The organism is Xenophilus sp. Marseille-Q4582, assembly GCF_916700565.1.
Taxonomy (GTDB): domain Bacteria; phylum Pseudomonadota; class Gammaproteobacteria; order Burkholderiales; family Burkholderiaceae_C; genus Xenophilus.
Window position 1 is genome coordinate 588,525 of the sequence record NZ_CAKAKO010000001.1, and the last position, 24,702, is coordinate 613,226.

Below are 24,702 nucleotides of genomic sequence, written 5' to 3' on the forward strand. Positions count from 1 at the left end.
TTTCCTACAGGGTGAGGACGGCCGATGGCGCATACTGAGGCGCCGCGCGGATTCCCTTTTTTCTGGCCATCGGCCGCCGCGCCGTCCGTTTCCTGCCTGAGGTGCCCCCTTGAACGTGCTGATCGTCGACGACAACCAGGCTGCCGCCGAGCTGCTGCAGGAGCTCATCGCCTTGCAGGATCACCAGGCGGTGTGCGCGTTCTCGGCGCGCCAGGCGCTGGAGCTGGCCGAAGGCGGCACCGAGTTCGTGCTGGCTTTCATCGACCTGACCCTGCCCGACCAGCCGGGCGCGGAAGTGGCGCGCCAGCTGCGCGACCGGGCGCAGGCGCGCGGGCAGCGCCTGGTGCTGGTGGCCGTGTCGGGCTACGGCCCCAACGATCCGGCTGGCAGGCAGGCCGCGCCCTACGTGGACCATTTCCTGCAAAAGCCCATCGATTTCGACGCGCTGGACCGCCTGCTGGCGGCCACCGCCGCGGCCGCGGCATGAAGGCGGCGCCGAGCGCGCGCAGCTGGATCGCGGCGGGCGTGCGGCATGAGCTGCTGATGCGCGCCATGCCGGCGGTGCGCCACGACCTGGCCGCCCCGCTGTCCTTGATGCGCATGCAGCTGCTCATGCTGCGCCGCCAGGCCCAGGCCGACGTGCCCGCGCAGCCCCAGGCCATCGCGCCGCGCGTGGCCCAGCTGGAAGCCGAGGTCAGCGAACTGTCGCAGGGCATCCGCAGCCTGCGGGAATGGGAATGGCCCGCGCCCGAGTCCGGCGCGCCGGCCGACCTGACGCGCAGTGCGCTGGTGGCGCAGGCCGTGTCGCTGATGCGCGCGGCCTTCGAACTCAACGGCATCGTGCTGCAGGTCGCGCCCGGCCTGGAGCCGCAGGCCGAGGGCAACGAAGGCCGGGACGCGCCCGAGCCGCCGCGCTGGAGCGACGCCGTGGGCCTGCGCTACCTGCTGATCGGCGGGCTGTGCCACCTGCACGATTCGCACGACGCGCTCGACAGCGGCGGCTGCATCGCGCTCACGCCCGTCGAGGATTGGGGCGTGCGCCTGGAGGCCGCCGCCCGGCCGGCCGGGCAGGCGCCGGGCGAGGCACCGGCCGCCTTCGCGCCGCACCGCGCCCCGCGTCACCTGGCCATCGACGCCATCAGCCTGCAGGCGCTGGCCGAGGACCTGGGGCACGCCGTGACCCTGGCGCCCGAGGCACTGACACTGGACTTGCGCCGCTCCTGAGCGCGGGGCGCCGGCCCTTGGCGCCCAGCCGCAGGCGCCGCATGAACTGCAGCAAGCGCACTTCGGCCGCCAGCAGGCCGCGCGGGCGACGCGTGGTCGCCAGCTGCGGCCACAGCTGGGCCAGGGCCGTGCCCTCGTCCACCAGCTGTTCGCCCAGCGCCAGCACGGCAGGGTGGACGTAGGCCTTTCGGCACACGGCCGGCGTGTTGCCCAGCTGGCGCGCCACGGCCGCCACGATGGTGGCGCCGCTCGCCCGCCGCGGCGGCGCGTCGCCCGGGCGCGCCAGCTGTTCGCAGGCCAGGCGCGTCAACTCCAGCGCCAGCACCGTGCCATGCCAGGTGCGGAAGTCCTTGGCGCTGAATTCGCCGCCCGAGGCTTCGCGCAGGTAGGCGTTGACGTCGCCGGCCTGCACGCGGTGCAGCTCGCCGCGTTCGTCGACGTACTGGAACAGCTCCTGGCCCGGCAGTTCCTGGCACTGCCGCACCACGCGCGCGACGCGCGGGTCGTCCAGCTCGCTTTCGTGCATCACGCCGCCCTTGCCGCGAAAGCGCAGGCGCACGGTGGGCCCGCGCACCTGCGCATGGCGGCTGCGCAGCGTGCTCAGGCCGTAGGAGCCGTTCTCGCGCGCGTAGCTTTCGTGGCCCACGCGCAGCCGCGTGGCGTCCAGCAGGCGCACCAGCGTGGCCAGCACCAGCGTGCGCTCGGGCGTGGGCGCGCGGCGCGAGGAGGCCGGCGCCAGGTCGCGCTGCACGCGTGCGCGGATGCGCGGCAGCGCGCGGCCGAAGGCCTCGATGCGCTCGAACTTGGCGGCGTCCTGCATCTCGCGCCAGGCCGGGTGGTAGCGGTACTGGCGCCGGCCGCGCGCATCGCGGCCGGTGGCCTGCAGATGGCCGTTGGGCAAGGGGCAGATCCACACGTCTTCGTAGGCGGGCGGGATGGCCAGGGCCCGGATGCGCGCCAGTTCGGCCTGCGCACGCACCGGCTTGCCCTGCGGGTCACGGTAGCGGAAATCGGGCGGGCGGCCCAGGCGCCGCAGGCCCGGCATGTCCGGGTTCACATAGACCAGGTTCTCCGGCGCAATGGCGAAAGGGGAGGGCGCGCTTTTCTTCGCGGTGGCGGGCATGCTGGGCGGCGGCGGATGAGGGAAGTCGGCCCGCCACTGTGCGGCCGGGCGCGCGTTTCCGCTGTAGGACAGCCCACGCGCCGCCGCGGGCGCGGGTGCGCGGCGCTGGCGTCAGCCGCCGCCCTGCGGGCCCGCGCCGGGGGCGGCCGCCCAGGCCGGCAGGTGCCGGCGCACGCCCGCCTCGAAGGGCGCCCAGCGCGGCACGGGCACACCGGCCGCGCGCAGGCCTTGCGCGGCCCATTCGTTGCAGGTGCGCAGCAGGTGGTAGTGGCCGGTGGCTTCGTAGAAGGCGTCGTTGCGCGCGTAGTGCATGCCGGCGATACGCTGCGCCCGGCCTGCGGGCAGGCTGCGGCGCACATGGTCGGCCAGTCGCCGGTACTGGGCGGCGCTGAGCGGCAGGCGCCAGGTGTGCCCTGGCGGCAGCTGGGCGCGCTGCAGCCAGCTCACGTGCAGCGCGGCCGGGTGCCGGCCCGCCATCGCGCGCAGGGCAAGCCCCGGCCTCAGGTCGGCCCAGGTGGGCGTGTGCAGGTAGAACGCGCGGTCGCCCCAGCCAATGGCGACGAAGTCGACCGCCGCGGGCGCGGCGCGCGCATCGCCGGGCGGGAACAGGGGGCGCCAGTCCACGCCCGCGGCCTGCAGCGGCAGCACCAGGTCGACGTGGACGCCATTGCTGATCACGTAAGCCTCGACCTCGGCCGGCTCGGGCGCGAGCCGCGCCGCGGGGGGCCAGAGCATCAGCACGCCGGCCACGGCCCCGTACAGCAGCGGCAGCGCGAGCACGCCGGCCGCGCCCCACATCATGGTGCGCAGCAGCCGGAGCCCGTGGCCACGCACCATGCGGCGCTCAGAACAGCGGCGCCGTCGCCGGCACCGGCGGCGCGGCGGAGCGCGCGGCGGGCGCCTGGGCCTCGGGGCTGTCGGCGCGCACCAGCGAGCCCACGCGCACGCCCAGCAGGCGCAGCGGCTGCGCCAGCGGCGCGCGCTTGAGGGCCAGGCCCGCGGTGCGGCGGATCAGCGCGGCGTCGGCCGTGTAGTGGTCCAGGCTGCGGTCGCGCGTGGCGATGCGGAAGTCGTCGTAGCGCAGTTTCACGCCGATGGTGCGGCCCACGTAGCCCTTGCGCTGCAGGTCGGCCGCCACGCGTTGGCACAGGTCGGTGAAGATGGCGCCCAGCTCGGCCTTGTCACGCACCGCGTGCAGGTCGCGGTCGAAGGTGGTTTCGCGGCTCATCGACACCGGCTCGCTTTCCGTCACCACGGGCCGCTCGTCGCGGCCCCAGGCCATGTCGTGCATCCAGGCGCCGCTGGCCTTGCCGAAGCGCGCGATGAGCCAGTCGCGCTCGCAGGCGGCCAGTTCGCCCACGGTGTGGATGCCCAGCGCCTGCAGCTTGGCGTCGGCCTTCGGGCCGATGCCGTTGACCTTGCGCGCGGGCAGCGGCCAGATGCGCGTGCGCAGGTCGTCCTCGTGCAGGATGGTGATGCCGTTGGGCTTGTTCATCTCGCTGGCCAGCTTGGCCAGCAGCTTGTTGGGTGCCACGCCGATGGAGCAGGTCAGGCCGGTGGCCTCGAAGATGGACTTCTGGATCAGCCGCGCCAGCACGCGCCCGCCCTCGCGCTGGCCGCCGGGCACGTCGGTGAAGTCGATGTAGACCTCGTCCACGCCGCGGTCCTGCATCACGGGCGCGATGTCGGTGATGACGGCCTTGAACTGGCGCGAGATGCGGCGCACCTCGTCGAAATCCACCGGCAGCACGATGGCCTGCGGGCACAGCTTGGCCGCCTTCATCATGCCCATGGCCGAGCCGACGCCGAACTGCCGCGCCGGGTAGGTGGCGGTGGTGATCACGCCGCGGCCCACGTAGTCCCTGAGCAGCGGAAAGGCCTCGACCGGGATCGCGCTGTCGGGCACGCCGGCCCAGTCGCGCGCCAGCATCTCGTCCACCTTGCGCCGCCCGCCGCCGATCACCATCGGCAGGCCCTTGAGCTGCGGGTAGCGCAGCAGCGCCACGGACGCGAAGAAGGCGTCCATGTCCAGATGGGCCACACGGCGGATCGGCGGGGAGGAGGCAGACACGGGGCGATTTTCGCCGCGGCGCGCGCCGTTGGGCCGGCCGCGCGCCGGCATGCCGCAGGGCTGCCTTGCGGGCGCGCCGCGGGTGCTTGCGCCACCCCCCGGCGGCGCGCATCATGCGCCCCATGCAAACCGTCGCCACCCTTCTCTGGCGCCGCCTCGATGCCCCCGGGCACGATGCCTGCCGCCTCGATCGCAACGATGTCGCCTGGCAGGTGGACGGCGCGGCCGTGTTCCGGCACCGCGACGGCCGCATCGCGCAGCTGCATTACCGCGTGCGCTGCGACCGCCACTGGCATACGCAGTGGGGCACCGTGCGCGGCTGGCTGGGCGGCACGCCCATCGACCTGTCGGTGGCGCATGGCGCCAAGGGCTGGACGCTCAACGAGCAGCCGGTGCCCGACCTGTCACATTGCGTGGACCTGGACCTGGGCTTCACGCCCGCCACCAACCTGCTGCAGCTGCGCCGGCTGCACCTGGCGGAAGGCGAATCGGCCGAGGTGCCGGCCGCCTGGCTGGACGTGGGCGACGGCAGCCTGGGCCTGCTCGAGCAGCGCTATGAACGCCTGCCCGGCGGCCGCTACGGCTATGCGGCCCCGCGCTTCGACTACCGCGCCGAACTGGGGGTGGACGCGGACGGCTTCGTGCACGACTACCCCGGCCTCTGGGTGGCCGAGGCGCCCGCCGCCGGCTGAGCCGCGGCCGCCCCTCGGTCGGGCCGGCGGCGTCCATCTGGGACCGCGCGCGGCACCGCCCCTTTCCTACACGGGCCCGCCGTTCACCGGCCTAGCTTGAGCGCCAGAAGGTCGCGCATTCGCCGCTGGCGCGGGCCGGCGGAATGGGCGACCGCCCGACGGAGCAAGCCATGCCCACCACCGCCTCCCCTCGCGCGCAGGAGACGCGCCAGGACCGCCCGGAACGACGCGGCGGCGCCACGCAGCTGACCCCGGAACCCGGCACCAACGGCCGCATGAACGAGCGCGACAACCGGCGCATCCTGCGCATCGCCGTGGTGCTGGTGATCGCGCTGCTGGCCGGCGTGCTGGCCTTCAACGCCTTCTACCTGCCCCGGGGCGGCAGCACGACCGATGCGCCGGTGCAGACCTCGCCGCTGCAGAACGCGCCGTCGCCGGCCGGCACCCCGAACACGGCGCCCGGCACGGAGCCCGGCACCGCGCCCGCCCCGCGCTGAGTGCGCGCCGGCGGCCCACCGGCGCGTTCGCGCCCGTTCAGTGGCCGCTGCGCCGCGCCACGATCGCGGCGACGTACAGCACCAGCGCCCCGATGCCGAAGCGCGTGGCCCAGACGGTGTTCTGCTGGAACGAGAACCAGGCGGCCACGAAGGCGCAGCCGGCGCCCGCGATCATCAGGGCGAGCACCCAGGGCTTGAAGGGCTTGCGCGGCGGCAGAGGAAGCGTCATGGGGCGCAAGGGTAGCAAAGCGCGGCCCGGCCCCATCGGCAAAGCCCTTGCGCACCGGTGCGCGCGCTCGGCCCGTTTCCATCCTTTCCCACGAACCAGGAGTTGCCCATGCCTCGCGGAGACAAGTCTTCCTACACCGACAAGCAGAAGCGCCAGGCGGCGCACATCGAAGAGGGTTACAAGGAGCGCGGCGTGTCCGAAGGCGAGGCCGAGCGCCGCGCCTGGGCCACCGTGAACGCGGAAACGGGCGGCGGCAAGAAGTCCGGCTCGGGCCGCGGGCAGCCCGAGAACCACGCCCCTTCGCGCAAGGGCGGGCGCCGCGGCGGCGCTGCGGCGGCCCAGCGCACGGCGGCCCAACGGTCGGCCTCGGCCCGCAAGGCCGCGGCCACGCGCAAGCGCAACGCGGAGGCCCGCGCGCACTGAACGCCGTCGGCGGGCGGTGCGCGGGCTCTCGGCGGCCCTGCCGCGCTGCGGCGTCAGTCGTATTGCAGCGTGTAGATCAGGTCGATCGCGCTTTGCTGGCCGGCCTGCCCGCGCAGCGTGAGGTTGCGCGTGAGGTCGTAGAAGATGAACAGCGTGCCCAGCGCGCCGGCCAGGCTGCGCTCGTAGGTCACGTAGAAATCCTGCGACAGCCGCTTGCCCAGCGTGACCGAGGACTCGGCCAGTTCGCCGCCGTTGCCCGGGCCCTTGAAGCCGATCTCGTCCAGGCCGAAGCGGCTGGCCAGGCTGCCGCCCGATCCGCCCTTGCCCAGGCCGCCCAGCAGCGCCAGCGCGGCCTGCTGCATCAGGATGGCCTCGCCGCCGCTGGCCGCCGAGGCGCGGCCCAGGATCACCCACGACAGCGTCTCGGCCTCGGACAGCACCGGGTCGGAATACAGGGCCACGCGCGGCGCCTGCGCGCTGCCCGTGATGCGCACGCCCGCGCGCTGCGTGATGTTGGGCCGCAGCGCGAAGATGTCCAGTTGCGGGTTGTCGACCACGCCGTTGAAGCGCGCGAGGCCGCTTTCCACGTCCAGCGCCTGGCCGTAGGCGCGGTACTGGCCCTGCACGGTGCGCACTTCGCCGGTCACGCGCGGCGCGGCCGTGAGGCTGTTGGCGCGGATGTCCAGCGCGCCTTCCAGCCGCGTGGTGATGCCGCGGCCCTGCACGGCGAAATCCTTGCCCAGGTCGAACACGAGGGCGATGTCGGGCGGGCGGCGAAGCAGCGGCTGCTGGGGCTTGGGCGTGTCCTCGGCCGCGTCGCCGCGCGCCTTGGCTTCGCGCTCGGCCTTCTCGCGCGCCTCGCGCTCGATGGCGGCCGAGCGCACCACCACGTCGCTGCCCAGCCCGGGGGCGCTCTCGTCCGGCAGGGTGATGGCGGCGCGGTCGGCCGTGACCTTGCCGCGCACCTGCAACTGCCCGTCCTGCAGGCGGGTCTGCAGGTCGCCCGAGACGGTGACCTGGCGGTCGGCGCGCACCAGGGCGCGCAGGTGGTCGATGTCGGCGCGCAGGTCCAGGCGCGGCCCGGCCTCGCCCCACTGCGCTTCGCCGCGCACGGTCACGCTGCCGCCGTCGCGCGCGCGTTCGCTGGCCACGGTGCTGATGTTGCCGCCGCGCCCGGCGATGCGCACCCGGCTGGCCTGGCCGCCCTGCAGCCGGAATTCGTCGATGCGCAGGGTGGTGCCGGCCAGCGTGGCGCGCAGGCGGCCGTCGCGCAGGTCCAGGCCCTCCACGCGGGCGCGCAGGGCCAGCTCGTCGGCCGCCAGCGTGCCGTTCCAGCGCGGCTCGGCGCGGCTGCCGGCCAGCGTGGCATCGGCCTGCAGCGAGCCGGCCACGCGCCAGCCCGGCGGCGCCAGCATGGACCACACGCCCAACTGCGGCAGCGTGGCGCGCACGCGGCCGCTGAGCGGCGCATCGGCCGCCCATTGCCAGCCGCCGCCCTGCTGCACCAGCCGCGTGCCGGCTTCGGCGTGGATCCGGCCGGCGCGTTCGCTGTCCCACACCAGCGTGGCCTGCAGTGCATCGCCATCGGCCTGCATGCGCAGCTCGGCCTGGCGCAGGCCGGCGGGCGTGCCCGGGCCCTCGTCGGTCGGGGTCATCGTGATCTCGCTGCGCGTGCCGGTGCCGTGGCTTTCGATGCGCCGCACCAGCGCCGCCTCGCCGGCCTGCACGCGCAGGTCGCCGCTGGCGCGGGCCACGCGGGCCTGGGCGCGCAGGCGGTCGCCGGCATCGATGTCCCAGTCGCCGTCGAAGACCAGGTCGCCGCTGATGCCCATTTCGCGCAGGCTGGCGTCGCCGCCGAAGGCGCGCGCCCAGGCCATGGGCAGGCCCTGCATGCGGCCCCTGGACTGCAGGCGCAGGCTGCTGCCGGCGGCGCTGCTGCGCTGCTGCAGGCGCAGCGGTTCCCAGTCGATGCGGACGGTGCCGGGCACCGGGCCGTTCAAGGTGGCGGCGCCGGCGCTGCTCTCCACGTCGAGTTGCCCGTCGCCGATGCGGATCTGGCTGCTGAGTTCGCGCGACAGGGCAAGGGTCCACGGATCGAGCTTCTGGGTGGTGTCCTGCGCCTGGGCGCGCAGGCGCGCCAGCTGCAGGCGCCATTCGCCGCGCCGGGCCAGTCCGCCGCTGGCCTGCGTGTCCAGGTTCAGGCGCTGCGTGCCGCGCTCGGCCTGGCCTTGCACCGACAGCGTGGCCTGCGCCAGCCGGCCTTCGAGCGTGGCGCGCACACCGCGCAGCAGCACAGGCGCAGGGCGCGGCGCCTGCGCGCCGGGGGCGGGCGGCTGCAGCGCCAGGCTGGGCACCTCCAGCTTCGCGCTCAGGGTGGGTTCGACGCTGCCGCGAGGCAGGGGTTGGCCGGGACTCTGCAACTGCTGCTGGAAGCTCTGCCAACCGCCTTGCCAGCGCGCGTCCAGCCGCGCCTCGCCGCGCAGGCTGTGGCCGGCGAAGGCCTGGCCCAGGCCGGGCAGGCTTGCGACCCAGTCTTGGAGCAGGGCCGCATCGCGCAACTGCAGTTGGGCCTGGCCCTGGCCCTGCGTCGGGGCCATGCGTGCGTCGATGTCCAGCGTGCCGCCGGGCAGCGTGGCCTGCAGTTTCGCCTGGCCGGCCTGCTCGGCGATGCGCACCTGGCCCTGGCCGCGCATGTCCACGCCGGCCGCCTCGACGCGCAGGCTGCGCAGGTCCAGCACCTGCGCCGGCAGGCTCCAGCGGCCCTGGGCCTGTGCGAGCCGCAGGTTCAGGCCCTCGAATCCGCGCGCACTGGCGCCATCGCCGGCGGCGTGCAGGTCCAGGTCGAAGTCGAGCACGGTGCTTTCATCGTCGGGGGTGCGGGTGGTTTTCTGTGAGGCCTTGAGTTCGCCGCGGATCGGCGCGCCGGCCAGTCGGGTGTGCAGCAGCCCGGGCCGCACGTCGCGCACCGTGGCTGCGAGCTGCCAGGGCGCGGGGGCCGGCCGCCATTCCCCCTGGGCCTCGATCACGCCGCGGCCGGCTTCGATGCGCGCTTCGCGCACAAGCACGGCGTTGTCGGCCGCGTCGTAGTGCAGCTCGGCCTGCAGGGCGCGCACGGGCAGGCCGCCTTCGTCCCAGGGGGCCGCGGCGGGGTTGTCGAGTTCGGCGTCGACCGTCCAGGCCGGTCGAGCGGCATCGCCTTGCGGCTGCACGCTGACTTGGCCGCTCAGCTGCGTCCGCGGCGCTTCGGGCAGCAGCCAGGCTGCGTCGATGTTGCGCAGCCGGGCGACGGCGTCGATCACGGGTTGCGAAGCCCAGGGCGCCAAGTTCGCCTTCACGAAGGCGTCGACCGGGCGCGCGGGATCGGCCTCTTCCGCGGGCTGCAGCGTGGCCTCCACGGCCAGTCGCGCCTCGGGCCCGGCCAGCGTGCCCTCTGCCCGGGCCTGCGCGTTGAGTTCCAGCTTCCGGTCTTCCTGCAGCGCGGCCTGCACGCGGCCCTGCAGCGCCAGGTTCAGCGCCATGGGCGCCGGGCCTTGCAGCTTCAGGTCGGCGCTGTAGTGGCCGTCGGCCACGTCCACGCCGTCGATCTTCAGCTGGTGCGCCTGGCCTTCGTAACGGTAGCGGCCGGCCAGCGCGCGCACCTCGACGGCGGGCGGGCCCGCCCATTCGATGGTGTCGATCTTGAAGGGCAGGTCCACCTCGACCGGCAGCGTCACGCCTTGCAGCGGCTGCAGGGGCTCTTGGGGCTTGTCGGGCTGCGGGAAGGATTCGATGCGCACGCGCGCGGCGCGCACTTCGCCGAGCTGCACCTTGCGGCTCAGCAGGGGGCGCAGCAGCCAGCCGATCTCGGCGTTCTCCACCGTCACCTGCATCGCGGCGCTGCGCCATTGCAGGTGGCCGATGCGCCCGCCCCGGCGCACGGAGCCGGTCACCTCGCGGGTCTCCAGCGTCTGGCCCGCGGGCATCAGCCGCGCCACACGCGTGAGCGTGGCGGCCAGCGACTGGTCGGTGCCGGCCCACCACCACAGCGCGCCGCCCAGCGCGATCAGCAGTGCCAGCAGGCCGGCCAGGCCCCAGCCCACCCAGGACAGCACACGGCGGCCCCGGCGGCGCGGCGGGGTGGGGGGCGTGGGGGCGGGCGTCTGCGCATCCATGTCAGTTTTCCACGGCGCTGCGTGCCACCCGCAGGGCATGAAACGGGCGCTTCAAGCCTAGGAGCGCAGCGAAGTCCTCAGGGCACCCGAGGAACTGGCTCTGCCAGGCCTCTGGGTGCGCCCCCCTCCAAGCCGAAGGCGCCAGAGAGGGGGGAGCCGCGAAGCGGCCTGGGGGGTGTTTCATTTCAGAACGAGAAGCCGAGGCGCAGGTGCAGCCGGAACTTCTTGACGTCCACGCCATAGGCCAGGTCGGCCTGCACCGGGCCCACGGGGCTGGCCCAGCGTGCGCCCACGCCCACGCCGACCTTGAACTTGTTCAGTTCGCTGGCCTTGTCGGCCACGGCACCCGCATCCACGAAGACCACGCTTTCCCAGTCGGTGCGCTTGCCGTTCCAGACCACGGGGCGCTGCCATTCCGCACTGGCGACGGCCAGGTAGCGGCCGGCCACGGTGGCGCCCGCGGCATCGAGCGTGCCGATCTGCCGGTAGCTGTAGCCGCGCACCGTGGCGTCACCGCCGGTCAGGAACAGCAGCGTGGAAGGAATGCGGGCCGATTCCCTGGCCACCACGCCGCCCAGTTCGGCGCGAAAGGCCAGGCGCGAGCGGCGCGCGTCGAGGGCCGTCTCGCCCGACTGTGCGCGCCCCAGCGGCACCACGCCCAGGAAGCGCGCGTAGGCCCGCGTGAACGGCAGGCGCTGGCCCGACAGCGCGTAGCCCGCGCCCAGCTCCAGTGCCAGGCCCCAGCCGCGGCGCGGGTTGGCCGCATCGTCGAAATAGCGGCCCGTCCAGTGCCAGTTGACGCTGAGCGCGGCGGCCGAGGGCGGGGCGCCTTCGCCCACGTTCTCGGCATAGTCGTACTGCAGGAAGGTGGCGTAGTCGATGTGGTCGCCGGCCTTGCTCAGGCCGTAGCGCACGCGGCCGCTGTTCACGTCGTAGGTGCCGGCCTGCTCTTTCTTGAGCTCGCCCAGGGCGCCCCAGCGCCAGCCGTTCTCGCCGGGCAGCGAGGTCCAGGTGGTGTTGAGCAGCTGCGTGTCGCGGTCCACCGACAGCCTGGACACCGCGCGCCAGCCCAGCACCGGCATGCGGTTGTGGATGTGGTCCACCGACACGCGCGGGCCGTTGTCGGTGGTGAAGCCCACGCCCAGCACCACCTTCTGGAAGGGCGCCTCGCGCACCTGCGCGATCACGGGGGCGAAGGTGGGCAGGCCCTTATCGGTGTCCAGCGTGAGGAAGACCGAGTCGTAGTAGCCGCTGCTGGCAAGGCGCTGCTGCGCATCCAGCAGCTGCTGCTGGTCGTAGACCTCGCCCGTGGGCACGCGGGCGATGCGGCGCGCGCCATCGGGGTCGTAGCGTTCGGCGCCGCGCACTTCCAGCGCCCCGAAGCGGTAGGCCGGCCCCGACTGGTAGGTGACCGACAGCCGCGCCCGGCCGCGGTCGGCATCCACGTCGGCGCGGCTGAACTGCACGCTGCCGGTGGGAAAGCGGCGCGCCGTGAGCGCGCGCAGGCCCAGGGTCTTGGCGTTGTCCCAGCTTTGCTGCGTGAACGCGCTGCCCGGCGAGAGGTTCCAGCCGTTGCGGATGTACTCCCGCTGGGCGCGTGCGTCGGCGTCGGTGGCGATGGGCCCCGCGAAGTCGACCTGCACGGCCTCGACCTGTGTGCGCTCGCCCGGTTCCACGCGGATGCGCACGCGGTGCGGCGAGTCGCGGTCCTCGGGCACGTCGATCAGCTCCAGCGTGAGCTGCGGCGTGAAATAGCCCTGCGTGGCCAGCAGGTTGCGCGCATTGGCCTCGGCCGCCACCATGAGGCGCGACACCTCGGCCAGTTCCAGGTCGTCGAGCTGGCGGTAGCGCTGGATCTCGAGGTGCTTTTCCAGCAGCTCGCGCAGATCGTCGTCTTCGGCCTGCACTTCGACCGTGAAGGCGTGGCGCTCGCGCGGCGCGGCGTCCGCATCGCCCTGCACGGCGGACGCCGCGGCGGAGGCCGTGGCCTCGTCGCCGCCCCCGCGGCCGGGCAGCACGCCGCAGCCCTGCAGCAGCAGCGCGATCAGCAGCAGGACGGCCGCCAGCGCCGGGTGCGCGCGCGGCGCTGCGGCGCGCTGCGGCCCTTGCCTTCGGGCAAGCGGGGGCCGGCATGAAAACGCCGGCGGAAGGGCCGGCGTGGGGGTCATCGGAAAGCGCGCCGCCCTGTGCATGGCGGGCATTCTGACATCGGGCTCCCGCGCCCCCTGTCGGAGAGGGCCGGAGATGCCGGCACGGGCCGGTGTGCGCGTCGCGCGCTACTTGGACAGCAGCCGCATCGCGTCTTCGAGCCCCTTGAGCGTGAGCGGGAACATGCGCTGGCTCATCAGCTGCTGGATGACGGAAATGCTCTGGCGGTACTGCCACACGCCCTGCGGCTCGGGGTTGATCCAGGCGAACTTGGGGAAGGCGTGGGTGAGGCGCTGCAGCCATTCGGCGCCCGGCTCCTCGTTGTTGTACTCCACGCTGCCGCCGGGCTGCAGGATCTCGTAGGGGCTCATGGTCGCGTCGCCCACGAAGATCAGCTTGTAGTCCTTGTTGTACTTGCGGATCACGTCCCAGGTCGCGAACTTCTCGGAAAAGCGGCGCCGGTTGTTCTTCCACATGAAGTCGTAGACGCAGTTGTGGAAGTAATAGAACTCCAGGTGCTTGAACTCGGTCTTCACGGCCGAGAAGAGTTCTTCCACGCGCTGCACGTGTTCGTCCATCGTGCCGCCCACGTCCATCAGCAGCAGCACCTTGACGTTGTTGTGGCGCTCGGGCCGCATCTTGATGTCGAGGTAGCCCGCGTTGGCGGCCGTGCGGCTGATGGTTTCGTCCAGGTCCAGCTCGTCCTCGTGGCCTTCGCGCGCGAAGCGGCGCAGCCGGCGCAGCGCCATCTTGATGTTGCGCGTGCCCAGCTCCTGGCTGTCGTCGTAGTCCTTGTAGGCGCGCTGGTCCCAGACCTTGACGGCGCTCCTGTTCTTGCCGGCGCCGCCGATGCGGATGCCCTGCGGGTTGTAGCCGCCGTGGCCGAAGGGCGAGGTACCACCCGTGCCGATCCACTTGTTGCCGCCCTCGTGGCGCTCCTTCTGCTCCTCGAAGCGCTTCTTCAGCGTCTCCATGAGCTCGTCCCAGCCCATCTTCTCGATGGCGGCCTTCTCCTCGGCCGTGAATTCGCGCTCCAGCGTCTTGCGCAGCCAGTCCAACGGCACTTCTTTGGTGAAGTCCGTGAGCATCTCCACGCCCTTGAAATAGGCGGCGAAGGCGCGGTCGAACTTGTCGTAGTGCTTCTCGTCCTTCACCAGCGCAGTGCGGCTCAGGTAGTAGAAGTCGTCCATGCCGAAGGCGTCGTCCGAATTCGGCCCGACCACGTCGGCCTGCAGGGCTTCCAGCAGGGTGAGGTATTCCTTCACCGACACCGGCAGCTTGGCGGCGCGCAGGGTGTAGAAGAAGTCGATCAGCATGGCGGATCTCCTGGGTTGCGCGTTCAGCCGCGCGGCTTGTCCAGCAGGTAGAGCAGTTGGGCCTTGACCTCGGGCCACTCGCCGCTGCGCAGGCTGTACATCACGGTGTCGCGGATCGTGCCGTCGCGGCGCATCGCGTGGCCGCGGATGACGCCGTCCTTCTTCGCGCCCAGGCGCTCGATGGCGGCCTGCGAGGCGAAGTTGAAGTTGTCGGTGCGCCATCCCACCACGTGGCAGCCGAGGGTGTCGAAGGCATGCTGCAGCATCAGCAGCTTGCAGGTGGTGTTGACGTGCGTGCGCTGCACGCGCCGGGCGTACCAGGTGTAGCCGATCTCCACGCGCTTCACGGCCGGCACGATGTCGTGGAAGCTGGTGGTGCCCAGCACTTCGCCGCTCGCCTCGTCGGTCACCGCGAAGGCGAAGCGGTGGCCTTCCTCGCGCATCCGCAGGGCGGCCTCGATGTAGCCGCGCGTCTCGCCGGGCGCGGGCACCGAGGTCACGCGCAGGTTCCACAGCTCGCCGTCGGCCGCGGCGGCGGCCAGGCCCGCTTCATGCGACAGGGCCAGCGGGACCAGCTTCACGCCGCGCAGCGAAAGTTCGACAGGGTTCACGAAAGCCATGGTGTCAGGGGCAGGGAGGGCTCGAATCGGTTCGGTCGGATCGATCGGACAGGGCACGTGGGCGTGCGCGGCCTCAGACCGGTGGCGCGCCGTACTTGCGCCGGTACCAGCTGCGGGCCAGGTGCACGCCGCCACCGCCGCCCAGGCCGATGAGCGCAATGCCGGCGATCGCGCGGCCGGTGTAGCCCTCGGGGCCGAAGGCGTCCCAGCCCAGGGCCAGGCCCAGCCAGCGGCCGAGCAGGGCGCCGACGAAGAAACACACGGCCTGCGAGATGCCCAGCGCCATCAGCTGGCGCGTGGGCGGGGCGGGGTTGGGCGGCGCCATGGGCTGCGATGGTGGAGGCGCTTCAGCGGTTGTGCCGCTGCATGAAGACCAGCTTCTCGAACAGCGTCACGTCCTGTTCGTTCTTGAGCAGCGCGCCCACCAGCGGCGGCACGGCGACCTTGTCGTCCTTGCTCTGCAGGGCCTCGAGCGGAATGTCCTCGGCCACCAGCAGCTTGAGCCAGTCCAGCAGCTCGGAGGTGGAAGGTTTCTTCTTCAGGCCGGGCAGGTTGCGCACGTCGTAGAAGGTCTTCATCGCGGCCGTGAGCAGCTCCTGCTTGAGGCCGGGGAAATGCACGGCCACGATGTTCTTCATCGTTTCCGCGTCCGGGAACTTGATGTAGTGGAAGAAGCAGCGGCGCAGGAAGGCGTCGGGCAATTCCTTCTCGTTGTTCGAGGTGATGAACACCAGCGGCCGGTGCTTGGCGCGGATCATCTCGCGCGTCTCGTAGCAGTAGAACTCCATGCGGTCGATTTCACGCAGCAGGTCGTTCGGGAATTCGATATCGGCCTTGTCGATCTCGTCGATCAACAATGCGACCGGTTGGTCGGACGTGAAAGCCTGCCAGAGCACGCCCTTGACGATGTAGTTGTGGATGTCCTTGACCCGTTCGTCGCCCAGTTGCGAGTCGCGCAGGCGGCTCACGGCGTCGTACTCGTACAGACCCTGCTGCGCCTTGGTGGTCGACTTGATGTGCCACTGCAGCAGCGGCAGGCCCAGTGCGGTGGAGACCTCCTCGGCCAGCATCGTCTTGCCGGTGCCGGGCTCGCCCTTGACGAGCAGCGGACGCTTGAGCGTGATGGCGGCATTGACGGCCAGCATCAGGTCCTGCGTGGCCACGTAATTGTCGGAACCCTTGAATTTCATGACAGGAGGGCGAATGAAAGGGTGGATGGGTGAAACGAGAACAGATGCCCGACCCCGGCTGAGTCGCCGACCGGTCAGCGAGCCAAGGGCCGCTGGAGATGCGGCCCATATAATCGATTGTTGGTTAGGAAACCCCCGATCTGCCTCAGATTGTGCGCGCAAAATGAACAAGCTGTTGACCACGATGTTTGCCCTGACTGTCGCTTCTGCGACCTGCGCCGCACTGGCGCAGGACGTCACCGGCAAGGTTGAAGACGGAGCCAAGAAGACGGCCATGTGCGTGGGCTGCCACGGCATTCCGGGCTACCAGGCTTCCTTTCCAGAAATCCACAAGGTGCCGATGATCTCGGGCCAGAGCGCGAGCTACATCTCGGCCGCGCTGCACGCCTACAAGACGGGCGACCGCCGGCATCCCACCATGCGCGCGATCGCCGACACCCTGACCGAGCAGGACATCGCCGACCTGGCCGCCTACTACAGCCAGCACGGCGTGGTGCAGGGCGCCGCGCCCGTGCCGGCTGAACCCGCGAAGAAGCCCAGCGAGCGCCTGCAGCAGCTGATCGCGCGCAACGCCGACAGCTGCACCAAGTGCCACGGCGCGAACTTCAACACCCCCAACGACGGCACCGTGCCCAAGCTGGCCGGCCAGCACGCCGACTACCTGTACGTCGCGCTCAAGTCGTACAAGGCCAGCACCCATGCCACCGTGGGCCGCTCCAACGCCGTGATGGGCCTGCAGAGCAAGCCCTACACGACCGGCGAACTGCGCGAGCTGTCGCGCTACATCGCCGCGCTGCCGGGCGAACTCAAGACGGTCCCGGAGCCGCGGCTGCATACGGCCAAGTGAATCCTGCGCGCCGGACGGTGGGCCGGCGCGTCTGCTCATGCGTCTTCGCGTGGAATGGGCTTATATCGGCATCCTGCTGATTGCCCCCTTCCTGCTTTTCCATGGCGTGCTGGGCGCCTATTGGCGCGCGGACGATCCGGCCATCCTGCTGCACGCGGTCTCGTCACCGGGCCTGTCGGCTTTCTACGACCCGCTGGTCTGGCGCAAGCTCTCACCAAGCAATCTGACGCCCTGGCTGACGCTGTCCTTCCAGCTGGACCACCGCCTGGCGGGGGCGGCGCCCGCGTTCTTCTACGCGCATCAGGTGATCGCGTGCGCGGCCGTCGCTGTGGCGGCCTACGTCCTGGCCCGCTCATGGGCGCCACCGCTGGTCGCGTTCCTGGGCGGGCTGCTGTTCCTGGTCGGCGCTCCAACCGCTTCTGTGGCGGAACTGCTGATGACGCGCCATTACCTCGAGGGCTTGCTGCTCGCGTTGCTGGCGTTGCTGGCGTTTCTGCGAGCGCTCGAGCGCCGACAGCTGCGATGGGCCTGGATGGGCTCGCTGGCCTATGCGCTCGCGGTCACGGCCAAGGAGGTTTACGTGCCTCTGGTCCTGATCCTGCTCGCCGTGCCGCGCGGCGGCCTGCGGGAGCGCCTGCGCATGGTCTGGCCTTTCCTGATCGTGGCGGGCCTCTATGTGCCGTGGCGCGGCTACATGCTGGGAGCCCTGCTCGGCGGCTATGCGGCCCAGACGGGGAGCCCCGGCTCGGCGCTGGTCGAGATCGGGCACGCCGCCCTGCGCTTGCCCGCATTGGTTCTGGGGCCACAGTGGCGGGTGCTGGGCGCGGCCCTGCTCGTGCTGCTGGCGATCGGCGTGCGGCGCCACCTGCACTTCGCCGCGCTGGCCGGCGTGGTCGCGCTGGCGGTGCTGGCTCCCCTGATTCCTTTGGTGCGCTCGCCGGGCATCACCGGCCCTGACCGCTATCTCTTCGTGCCCTGGTTCGTGCTGTGCATGGGCGTCACCTTTCTGGCGCGCATCGGATGGGCGCATCGCCAGGACGCCAGGTGGGCCGTCCTGGCCCCGGTGCTGTTGTGTGGGGTGTTGGCGGGCTTCTCACTGTCCTATCAGCATGCCGAGCGTGCCGTGCGTGCGCCGGTGTATCGCGAGTTCGAAGTGCAAGGCCGCTTCATCGATCAAGCCCAGGCGCGGCAGGGCATGGTGCCTTCCGACGGCCTGCTGGCAGGCTACTGGTACGCCACCGGCCTGCTGGGGTTGCGGGCCCAGGCGGGCGCGGCCGGTCCGGTGATGCTGATCCGCGGCTTTCCGCAGCAGGCGCCTGTTGACGTCTTGTTCCGCTACGACGCGGCAAGGCAGGACATGCGACCCGTGGAGGGCGCATTGCAGCCCTTCATCGCCCAATGGACTGCCAGCGACCAGAGCGATCCTCTGGTAGTGGACCTGCGGCTCTATGATGCCGCCGCGAGCTGGAAGCTCGGGCCCTACGATCAGGGGCAATACTTCATCGTTTCCGAATCCACGGGCCGCTATCCCATTCCCCGGGAGGGGCGCATCAAGATCGTTTTCGACACCTTGTCTTTCCAGATCCAGCACCAATCCCCAGAGGGCCGCCTGACGGCATCCCCTGTGTTGAATGTCCAACCCGGAGGGCATGTCGCGTGGTCTCGCCCCTGAGTGGCGCGCCGGTCGGCCGCACGATCAGCATCGTGGTGCCATGCTTCAACGAGGGACACGTCATCGACGCCTTCCTGGATCGCCTGCGCAGCGTGCTGGCGGGCCTGCCGGAGTTGCGGGCCGAGATCATCTGCATCGACGATGGCAGCAGCGACGATACGCTGGCCCGCCTGCAGGTGCAGGCCGGGCAGGACGCACGCATGGTGGTGCTGGAGCTTTCACGCAACTTCGGCAAGGAGGCGGCGCTGACGGCAGGGCTCGAGGCGGCGACCGGCAATGCGGTGATTCCCATCGATGCGGACCTGCAACATCCACCCGAAGTCATCGAGGCGCTGGTGGCCAAGTGGCAAGAGGGCTTCGATGTCGTGCAGGCGCGGCGCCGCTCGCGCGACACCTCCTCCACCGGGCAGCGCCTGGGCGCTTTGCTCTTCTACCGGCTGCACAACAGCCTGGCCGATCCGCCGCTGCCGCGCGACGTGGGCGATTTCCGGCTGATGGACCGCTGCGTGGTCGATGCGCTGCGCGCCATGCCCGAACGGCGGCGCTTCATGAAAGGCATGTTCGCCTGGGTGGGCTTCCGCCAGACCGTGGTCGATTTCGACGTGGCGCCGCGCGCGGGCGGCGAGTCGGCCTATGGCTGGCGACGCCTCGGGGGCCTGGCACTCGATGGCTTGATGAGCTTCAGCAATGTGCCCTTGACCGTCTGGAGCTATGTGGGGGCCACCACGGCGCTGCTGGCGCTGGTCTATGGCGCGTGGATCGTGCTCAAGACCCTGATGTTCGGCGTCGACGTGCCGGGCTTCGCGTCGCTGCTGACGGCGGTGCTCTTCATGGGCGGCATCCAATTGCTGGGCATCGGCGTTCTGGGCGCCTATCTGGGGAGGGTCTATGACGAGACCAAGGGGCGGCCGATCTACGTCGTGAGGCGCCGCTACGGCGCGGCCGGGGCAGAGGACTCGCATGCGCCTTGAGCTGTTCGGCCAGTTCCTGCGCTTCTCCGCGATCGGCGTGCTCAACACGCTGATCCACCTGGGCGTGGTGATGGGGCTGGTCGAAAGTGGGCTGCTGCCCCCAGTCCCGGCCAACGGGCTGGCCTTCGTGACCGCCAATCTCTTCTCCTTCTGGGCCAACAGCCACATCACTTTCAAGACCGCGCCCAGCCTGCGCCGCTACTCGCGCTTCTTGTGTGTCTCTGTCGCCGGCCTGCTGCTGACACTGGCCGCCAGCTTGGTGGGCGAGCGGCTGGCGTGGCACTACCTCGGCGGCGTGCTGCTGAGCTTCGTGCTGCTGCCGGTGTTGTCCTTCGCCGCGAACCGCTTCTGGACATGGCGCGAGCCGACGCGCTGAAGCTGTCGGAAGGCGCACGCCGGGCGTTGGTGGGCGCCGTGTTGGCGCTGTTGACGCTGCTTCTGCACGGAGGCGCCTTGCAGATGGGCTGGCGCCACGACGATCCTGCCCACCTGCGCTTCGTCGGCACGTATTCGCCTTGGCAGTACTTCGTTGTGCCGGAGGTCATGCGTGAACAGTCCTACGCTCACATCACGCCCTGGAATGCGCTGTTCTATGCGATCGGTCTGAAGCCCTTCGGTCTGGATGCACGTGGCCACTATGCCCATCTTCTGGCCGTGATCTGGCTCACGGCCTGCGTCACCTGGGGCCTGTTGCGGCGGTGGGCAGGCGATGGTGCAGCATTCGCGGGCGCCGCGCTGTTCCTGGTCATGCCCCCGACGGGCGCCATGGCGCAGTTGCTCATGACCGGCCACTATGCCTACGGCCTGCTGTGGACTTGCCTGGCGCTGGGGTGCTGGTCGCGTGCGGCGCGACAAGGGCGCCTGCGCGATGCGTGGGCGGCGGCATTCTTTTACGCCCTGGCCTGCCTGTGCAAGGAGCTCTATGTGCCTTTGCCGATGGTGCTGCTGTTCTGGCCGGCGCTGGCATGGCGTCTCCGGCTCCGGTTGCTGGCGCCCGTGATGGCCGTGGCATGCTCGTACGCGGTCTTGCGGCTTTGGCTGCTTGGCGGCGTGGGCGGCTATGCCAAGCTGGCCGATGCCCCAGCCGTCGGGCAGGCCGAGCTGATGACCGGACTGGTCCGGATGGCGCAGGGTGTGGTGCATATGGCGCTGGGCGCTGGCGCCGAGGGGTGGCTGGCGCTTGCGCTGGTCGGGGCCTGCCTGCTGGCGGGTTGGGCACGCGGATGGCGGCCCCCCGTGGTGATGGCGGGGGCGGCATTGCTGGCGCTGCTGGTGCCCATTGCGCCGGTGCTGCTGGCCATCAGCCAGGGCGGCATCGCCGGGCGCTTCCTGGTGCTGGTCGGCTGGACCTTGAGTGTGGCGCTGGCTTTCTCGATGCGCCATGCGGGTGGGTGGGGCGCGGGACTGGGGGCAGCCCTGCTTCTGGTACTGGGCATGAACCAACAGCTCCAGGGAGCGCTCATCGAAGGCGCCAGCCGCTCCGGGCAATTCGAGAATCAGTTCATGCTGGACGGCGACGCCGCCGGCCATCTGATCCCCTTGGACTACGCCCACACCGGCTATGTGCACTCGATGGGGGAGGCCCGGCGATTGATCCGGGGCGAAGCCGCTCCGACCGTGGTTCAGGACGAGGAGCAACTTGCGCACCTGGGTGCCGAAGCGGGACGCGCGACCATGGCATGGGTGCCCGATTGTGCGTGCCTGCGGCCATTGGGCGATGCGTGGGACGTGCGCGCGCAGGCTTTCGAACGTGGCGTCGCGCTGGGCCGGGCACTGGCGCCTGCCATGGCTGTGGAGATCCGCCTGAAGGACGAAGGACGCTTCAAGCGGCTGAGCTGGCAGGTGCGAGGTCCCGCTGGCCGGGTGATGCTGGAAGTGCCCGAGCTCGGAAACTTCGAGATCCAGCGCCAGGGCCAAGCGCCCTTCGGAACCGATGCGACGCTGCGGCTCAAGGACACGGTGGGGGTACGTGCCGTGATCGAAACGCCTGAAGGGGCGCTGATTCGCTCCCCCCTCCTGGTGCTGCCCACGAGGGGGGAGCACCACGCTTCGTGGTCCGGCGAAGAGTGATTCCCGGACTCGGTGTCAATCCTTCGTCGCCCGCCGCTGCACGCAGTCCACATACGCCATGCCGTCCGGCGGCCGGCCGGCGCGCTGGCTTTCCCACATCATGCGGCCCAGGCATTCCATCGCTTCATGGTGCGCCTCCAGCAGCGAGCCGCGCCGCGCGGCCAGCAGTTCGACCGCTTGGCGGATGCCGCGAGGCTGGTCGATGGAGCATTGCTCGCTGATCGACAGGTGCATGGACAGGTGCAGAAAGGGGTTCTCGCGACCGTCCTTGCCGTCGTATACGCGCGTGACGGCGGCATCGGCATCGGCCAGGTCGGCGTGGTACTCGGGGTGCTGCGCGATCCATTCGGCCGCGATGATCTCCAGCGCCTCCATGGGCTGGCCGGCGCGGCTCTTGGCGTAGACATTGCAGAAGAAGCGCCGCACTTCTTCCTGGGTGGGATTGAACATGGGCCGCAGCGTAGCACCGTGCCGACCGCCGGCGCGGCGCGCGGCGGCAATGCCCTCGCGTCACAAAGCACGGGCAGCATGCGGGCCTTGCGCCCAGCGCCGTCCTGCATCTGCCCGATACTGCCGCGCCCATGAATGCCACACCCCCTGCGACCTGGACCCGGGAACTCTTCGCACGCCTGCGCGTGCTGTTCTGGCTCAAGGGGCTGGGCACCACGCTGTGGGTGTGGGTCTTCTTCATCGGTTATTTCCACACGCTGCGCCATCCCGCGTACCCGGTCACCGTGATGCCGCTCACGGGGGTCGATGCCTGGGTGCCTTTCCTGCCCTGGATGCTGGTGCCGTATCTGTCGCTGTGGGTCTACGTGGGCATTGCGCCGGGCCTGCTGCGCAGTTTCCGGCCGCTGTTGGTCTATGGCCTGTGGTCGGGCGCGCTGTGCCTGGCGGGGCTGGGGATCTTCCATTTCTGGCCCACGCAGATCCCGCCGCTGGCGGTGCACACCACGGCGCCGGGCTTTGCGCTGCTCCAGGGCATCGACGCGGCCGGCAATGCCTGTCCTTCGATGCACGTGGCCATTTCGGTGTTCACGGGCGTCTGGGTCGAGCGCACGCTGCGCTTCATCGGCGCGCCCGGCTGGCTGCGCGCGATCAACGTCCTGTGGCTGCTGTCGATCTGCATTTCGACCCTTGCCGTGCGCCAGCACGTGGCGCTCGACGTGCTGGGCGGGGTGCTGCTGGGCGGCGTCTTCGCCTGGGCCTCGCTGCGCTGGAGCCCGGCAGAGCGCCGGCTCACGGCAGGGCAGTGAAAGGCGAGCAGCTATCATGAAGAACAACCTTCGCCGCGGGGCGCGGCACATGCGGGCAGGCACGCCACGAGGCCCGCGCGCAGGCAGGCCCCTTGTGTGCGGCGAGGCGCACGGAACCACGCACACATGAGCTCGCTGAAGGAACTGCAGGACCTGATCCAGGAAAAGTACGGCATCGATCCGGCCACGCTCGACCCGAACGAGTCCATGCGCGAAAAGGGCTTCGACTCGCTGGCCATCGTCGAATTCCTGTTCGAGGTGGAGGACCGCCTCAAGGTCTCGCTGCCCGACCCCGATCCCCGCATCGAGACCCTGGCCGGCCTGGCCGCCGTGGTGGACCGCGTGCGTGCCGGCCTGCCCGCGCTGCCCGCCGACGCAGCGGCTTCGCCCGCGCCTGCATCGGATGCCGCCGCACCCACGTCCGTCCCCGCGCCAGCGCCCGCCGCTGCGGGCGAGCCCTCTGCGCCCACTGCCGCCCCATGAGTGCGCGTGCCGGTGTCGCCGTCACGGGCCTGGGCCTGATCGCACCGCACGGCGACGATCCGCAGGCGGTGTTCGACGCGCTGCTGCGGGGTGAATCCGCGATCCGTCCCGTCTTTCCCGAACTGCCCCGGCCGGCGGCGGCCGCCACCGTGGCCTTCGACGAATCGCGCTGGTTCACCAAGCTGCAGCTTTCGGGCGTGGACCGGGTGAGCCAGCTGGCCGTGGCGGCCGCCGACCTGGCCGTGAAGGATGCGGGTGGGCTGGAGGGCGTGGAGCCCGAGCGGCTCGGCGTGTTTGGCGGCTGCGGCATGGGCGGCGCCAACGCCATCGACAACGGCTATCGCAACGGCATGCAGGGCCGCATGCCGCCGCTGACCATTCCGGCCTTCATGCCCAACGCGCCGGCCGCGCACGTGGCCATGCGCCAGCAGGCCAAGGGGCCGGTGTTCACCTACGCGGTGGCCTGTTCTTCGTCGGCCGTCGCGATCGCCGAAGCGGCCAAGGCCGTGCAGTGCGGCGAGGTGGATGTGGCCATCGCCGGCGGCAGCGAGGCGCTGATCGTGCCCGGCGTGGTGATGGCCTGGCAGGCGATGCAGACGCTCGCGGCCTTTCCGGCCGGCGATGCGCAGGCAGCGGCCACGGCCGTGCGCCCCTTCGCGCCCGAACGCAGCGGCTTCGCGCTGGGGGAGGGCGCGGCCTTCGTCGTGCTCGAGTCCGAAGCGCGGGCGCGCGCCCGCGGGGCGCGGCGCTATGCCACACTGGCCGGCTGGGGCCACAGCTGCGACGCCACGCACCTGACCAAGCCCGATGCGGCTGGCCAGGCGCGTGCCGTGCGCGCCGCCCTGCGCATGGCCGGCCTGCAGCCGCAGGACATCGGCTACTGCAACGCGCACGGCACGGCGACCAAGATCGGGGACCCGATCGAGCGCGAGGCGCTGGCGCAGGTCTGGGGCGCGCACCTGGACGCGCTGCCCGTCAGCTCCACCAAGGCGCTGCACGGCCACCTGCTGGGCGCGGCCGGCGCGCTGGAGGCGGTGATCACCATCCTGGCGCTGCACCGGCGCGCGCTGCCGCCGCAGGCGCATGTGGCGCAGCCCGATCCGGCCTGCGCGCTGAACCTGGTGCGCGCCGACGCCACCGAGGCGCCGGCGCTGGAGGCGGCGCTCAGCAGCTCCTTCGCCTTCGGCGGCTCCAACGCGACGCTGCTGTTCAGGCGCGCATGAGGCGGCTGCGCGGCTGGCGAGCGGGTGCGGCAGCCGCCGCCATGGCCGCGGCCTGCCTGGGCATTGGCGTTCCTGCGCAGGCCCAGGCGCCGCTGCCGCGCTGGGGCGCGATCGCCGCGTCGCAGCAGTGGTTCGGCTACGCCTTCGATCAGCCCACGCGCGAGGCGGCCGAACAGGCGGCCCGCGCCCAATGCCGCCGCACCGCGGGCCGGGAGGCCGACTGCACCGTGCGCACCGCCTTCAACCGCCAGTGTGGCGCGCTGGCCTTCGGCAACTACGGCGAATGGGGTGTGGCCAATGCCCCCACGCGCGAACAGGCGGCGCAGGACGCCGCGCGCCAGTGCAACGCGCACCTGCCCACCGAGCCCTGCAAGGTCGCGGTGCAGGTCTGCTCCGCCGCGCCTTGAGGGCCGCCTGGGCAGGGCACGGCCCGGCTGCGGCGCGCGCGACAGCGTGCGCGCCCCGGTCGGTCCAGAATGCGGCGATCACCGGAGAC

Annotated in this window: 25 protein-coding genes; 14 read left to right on the forward strand and 11 right to left on the reverse strand. The window is 71.4% G+C overall.

Features of this window, described 5'->3' with window-relative positions:
• Window positions 1–115 precede the first annotated feature (115 nt).
• Window positions 116–487 carry a response regulator gene (locus LG388_RS02725; protein WP_225781804.1) on the forward strand — a complete coding sequence of 124 codons (372 nt, stop codon included), beginning with the start codon at window positions 116–118 and terminating at the stop codon, window positions 485–487.
• The gene (locus tag LG388_RS02730) at window positions 484–1,224 is read left to right on the forward strand and encodes a hypothetical protein (RefSeq protein WP_225781301.1); all 741 of its coding nucleotides are present in this window, start codon (window positions 484–486) and stop codon (window positions 1,222–1,224) included. The genes LG388_RS02725 and LG388_RS02730 overlap by 4 nt, the downstream gene beginning before the upstream one ends.
• Here LG388_RS02730 and LG388_RS02735 read toward each other — a convergent pair.
• From LG388_RS02735 to LG388_RS02745, 3 genes are all read right to left on the reverse strand, one after another.
• Window positions 1,139–2,347, reverse strand: a complete 1,209-nt coding sequence (locus LG388_RS02735; protein WP_225781302.1) for a DNA topoisomerase IB — start codon at window positions 2,345–2,347, stop codon at window positions 1,139–1,141. The two genes, LG388_RS02730 and LG388_RS02735, sit on opposite strands and share 86 nt — an antisense overlap.
• Window positions 2,348–2,458: 111 nt before the next feature.
• On the reverse strand, window positions 2,459–3,184 hold the full coding sequence (locus LG388_RS02740; protein WP_225781303.1) for a TIGR02117 family protein: 726 nt from the start codon (window positions 3,182–3,184) through the stop codon (window positions 2,459–2,461).
• A gap of 7 nt (window positions 3,185–3,191) precedes the next feature.
• Window positions 3,192–4,373 carry a DNA polymerase IV gene (locus LG388_RS02745; RefSeq protein ID WP_225781805.1) on the reverse strand — a complete coding sequence of 394 codons (1,182 nt, stop codon included), beginning with the start codon at window positions 4,371–4,373 and terminating at the stop codon, window positions 3,192–3,194.
• A gap of 167 nt (window positions 4,374–4,540) precedes the next feature.
• On the opposite strand from LG388_RS02745, the gene LG388_RS02750 reads away from it, so the two are divergent.
• Entirely contained in the window at window positions 4,541–5,110 is a 570-nt protein-coding gene (locus tag LG388_RS02750; RefSeq protein ID WP_225781304.1) for a putative glycolipid-binding domain-containing protein, read from the forward strand.
• A 170-nt stretch (window positions 5,111–5,280) separates the two neighbouring features.
• On the forward strand, window positions 5,281–5,607 hold the full coding sequence (locus LG388_RS02755) for a hypothetical protein (protein WP_225781305.1): 327 nt from the start codon (window positions 5,281–5,283) through the stop codon (window positions 5,605–5,607).
• A 37-nt stretch (window positions 5,608–5,644) separates the two neighbouring features.
• On the opposite strand, the gene LG388_RS02760 is transcribed toward LG388_RS02755, so the two are convergent.
• Window positions 5,645–5,836 carry a hypothetical protein gene (locus tag LG388_RS02760; protein WP_225781306.1) on the reverse strand — a complete coding sequence of 64 codons (192 nt, stop codon included), beginning with the start codon at window positions 5,834–5,836 and terminating at the stop codon, window positions 5,645–5,647.
• A gap of 108 nt (window positions 5,837–5,944) precedes the next feature.
• Here LG388_RS02760 and LG388_RS02765 point away from each other — a divergent pair, with 108 nt between their 5' ends.
• Window positions 5,945–6,259, forward strand: coding sequence for a plasmid stabilization protein (locus LG388_RS02765; protein ID WP_225781307.1), 315 nt, complete (start codon window positions 5,945–5,947; stop codon window positions 6,257–6,259).
• Between the two features lie 53 nt (window positions 6,260–6,312).
• On the opposite strand, the gene LG388_RS02770 is transcribed toward LG388_RS02765, so the two are convergent.
• From LG388_RS02770 to LG388_RS02795, 6 genes are all read right to left on the reverse strand, one after another.
• Entirely contained in the window at window positions 6,313–10,410 is a 4,098-nt protein-coding gene (locus LG388_RS02770; protein WP_225781308.1) for a translocation/assembly module TamB domain-containing protein, read from the reverse strand.
• 185 nt (window positions 10,411–10,595) lie between these two features.
• A complete protein-coding gene (locus LG388_RS02775) occupies window positions 10,596–12,578 on the reverse strand; it encodes an autotransporter assembly complex family protein (RefSeq protein WP_225781309.1) in 1,983 nt (660 codons plus the stop codon).
• A gap of 108 nt (window positions 12,579–12,686) precedes the next feature.
• Window positions 12,687–13,874 (reverse strand): VWA domain-containing protein, encoded by a 1,188-nt coding sequence (locus LG388_RS02780; RefSeq protein WP_225781310.1) that lies wholly within the window; start codon window positions 13,872–13,874, stop codon window positions 12,687–12,689.
• A gap of 23 nt (window positions 13,875–13,897) precedes the next feature.
• The gene (locus LG388_RS02785) at window positions 13,898–14,494 is read right to left on the reverse strand and encodes a GNAT family N-acetyltransferase (RefSeq protein ID WP_225781311.1); all 597 of its coding nucleotides are present in this window, start codon (window positions 14,492–14,494) and stop codon (window positions 13,898–13,900) included.
• A gap of 73 nt (window positions 14,495–14,567) precedes the next feature.
• Entirely contained in the window at window positions 14,568–14,819 is a 252-nt protein-coding gene (locus tag LG388_RS02790; protein ID WP_225781312.1) for a hypothetical protein, read from the reverse strand.
• Between the two features lie 22 nt (window positions 14,820–14,841).
• Entirely contained in the window at window positions 14,842–15,684 is an 843-nt protein-coding gene (locus LG388_RS02795) for a MoxR family ATPase (RefSeq protein WP_225781313.1), read from the reverse strand.
• Window positions 15,685–15,847: 163 nt separating this feature from the next.
• Here LG388_RS02795 and LG388_RS02800 point away from each other — a divergent pair, with 163 nt between their 5' ends.
• The 5 genes from LG388_RS02800 to LG388_RS02820 are packed head-to-tail and all read left to right on the forward strand — an operon-like array spanning window position 15,848 to window position 21,244.
• Entirely contained in the window at window positions 15,848–16,531 is a 684-nt protein-coding gene (locus LG388_RS02800) for a cytochrome c (RefSeq protein WP_225781314.1), read from the forward strand.
• A 37-nt stretch (window positions 16,532–16,568) separates the two neighbouring features.
• Window positions 16,569–18,203, forward strand: a complete 1,635-nt coding sequence (locus LG388_RS02805) for a hypothetical protein (protein ID WP_225781315.1) — start codon at window positions 16,569–16,571, stop codon at window positions 18,201–18,203.
• Window positions 18,188–19,174: a glycosyltransferase family 2 protein gene (locus LG388_RS02810; RefSeq protein ID WP_225781316.1), complete on the forward strand. Its 987-nt coding sequence runs from the start codon at window positions 18,188–18,190 to the stop codon at window positions 19,172–19,174. The genes LG388_RS02805 and LG388_RS02810 overlap by 16 nt, the downstream gene beginning before the upstream one ends.
• Window positions 19,164–19,550, forward strand: a complete 387-nt coding sequence (locus LG388_RS02815) for a GtrA family protein (RefSeq protein ID WP_225781317.1) — start codon at window positions 19,164–19,166, stop codon at window positions 19,548–19,550. Before LG388_RS02810 ends, LG388_RS02815 begins: the two co-directional genes overlap by 11 nt.
• Entirely contained in the window at window positions 19,529–21,244 is a 1,716-nt protein-coding gene (locus LG388_RS02820; protein ID WP_225781318.1) for a glycosyltransferase family 39 protein, read from the forward strand. Before LG388_RS02815 ends, LG388_RS02820 begins: the two co-directional genes overlap by 22 nt.
• Before the next feature lie 15 nt (window positions 21,245–21,259).
• Here the strand turns inward: LG388_RS02820 and LG388_RS02825 are convergent, their stop codons facing one another.
• On the reverse strand, window positions 21,260–21,694 hold the full coding sequence (locus LG388_RS02825; protein ID WP_225781319.1) for a DUF1841 family protein: 435 nt from the start codon (window positions 21,692–21,694) through the stop codon (window positions 21,260–21,262).
• Window positions 21,695–21,825: 131 nt separating this feature from the next.
• On the opposite strand from LG388_RS02825, the gene LG388_RS02830 reads away from it, so the two are divergent.
• The 4 genes from LG388_RS02830 (at window position 21,826) to LG388_RS02845 (ending at window position 24,613) form a co-directional block, all read left to right on the forward strand.
• Window positions 21,826–22,500 (forward strand): phosphatase PAP2 family protein, encoded by a 675-nt coding sequence (locus LG388_RS02830; protein WP_225781320.1) that lies wholly within the window; start codon window positions 21,826–21,828, stop codon window positions 22,498–22,500.
• 126 nt (window positions 22,501–22,626) lie between these two features.
• A complete protein-coding gene (locus LG388_RS02835; RefSeq protein WP_225781321.1) occupies window positions 22,627–22,983 on the forward strand; it encodes an acyl carrier protein in 357 nt (118 codons plus the stop codon).
• Window positions 22,980–24,206: a beta-ketoacyl-[acyl-carrier-protein] synthase family protein gene (locus LG388_RS02840; protein WP_225781322.1), complete on the forward strand. Its 1,227-nt coding sequence runs from the start codon at window positions 22,980–22,982 to the stop codon at window positions 24,204–24,206. The genes LG388_RS02835 and LG388_RS02840 overlap by 4 nt, the downstream gene beginning before the upstream one ends.
• On the forward strand, window positions 24,203–24,613 hold the full coding sequence (locus LG388_RS02845) for a DUF4189 domain-containing protein (protein WP_225781323.1): 411 nt from the start codon (window positions 24,203–24,205) through the stop codon (window positions 24,611–24,613). The genes LG388_RS02840 and LG388_RS02845 overlap by 4 nt, the downstream gene beginning before the upstream one ends.
• The last annotated feature ends 89 nt before the right edge of the window (window positions 24,614–24,702 follow it).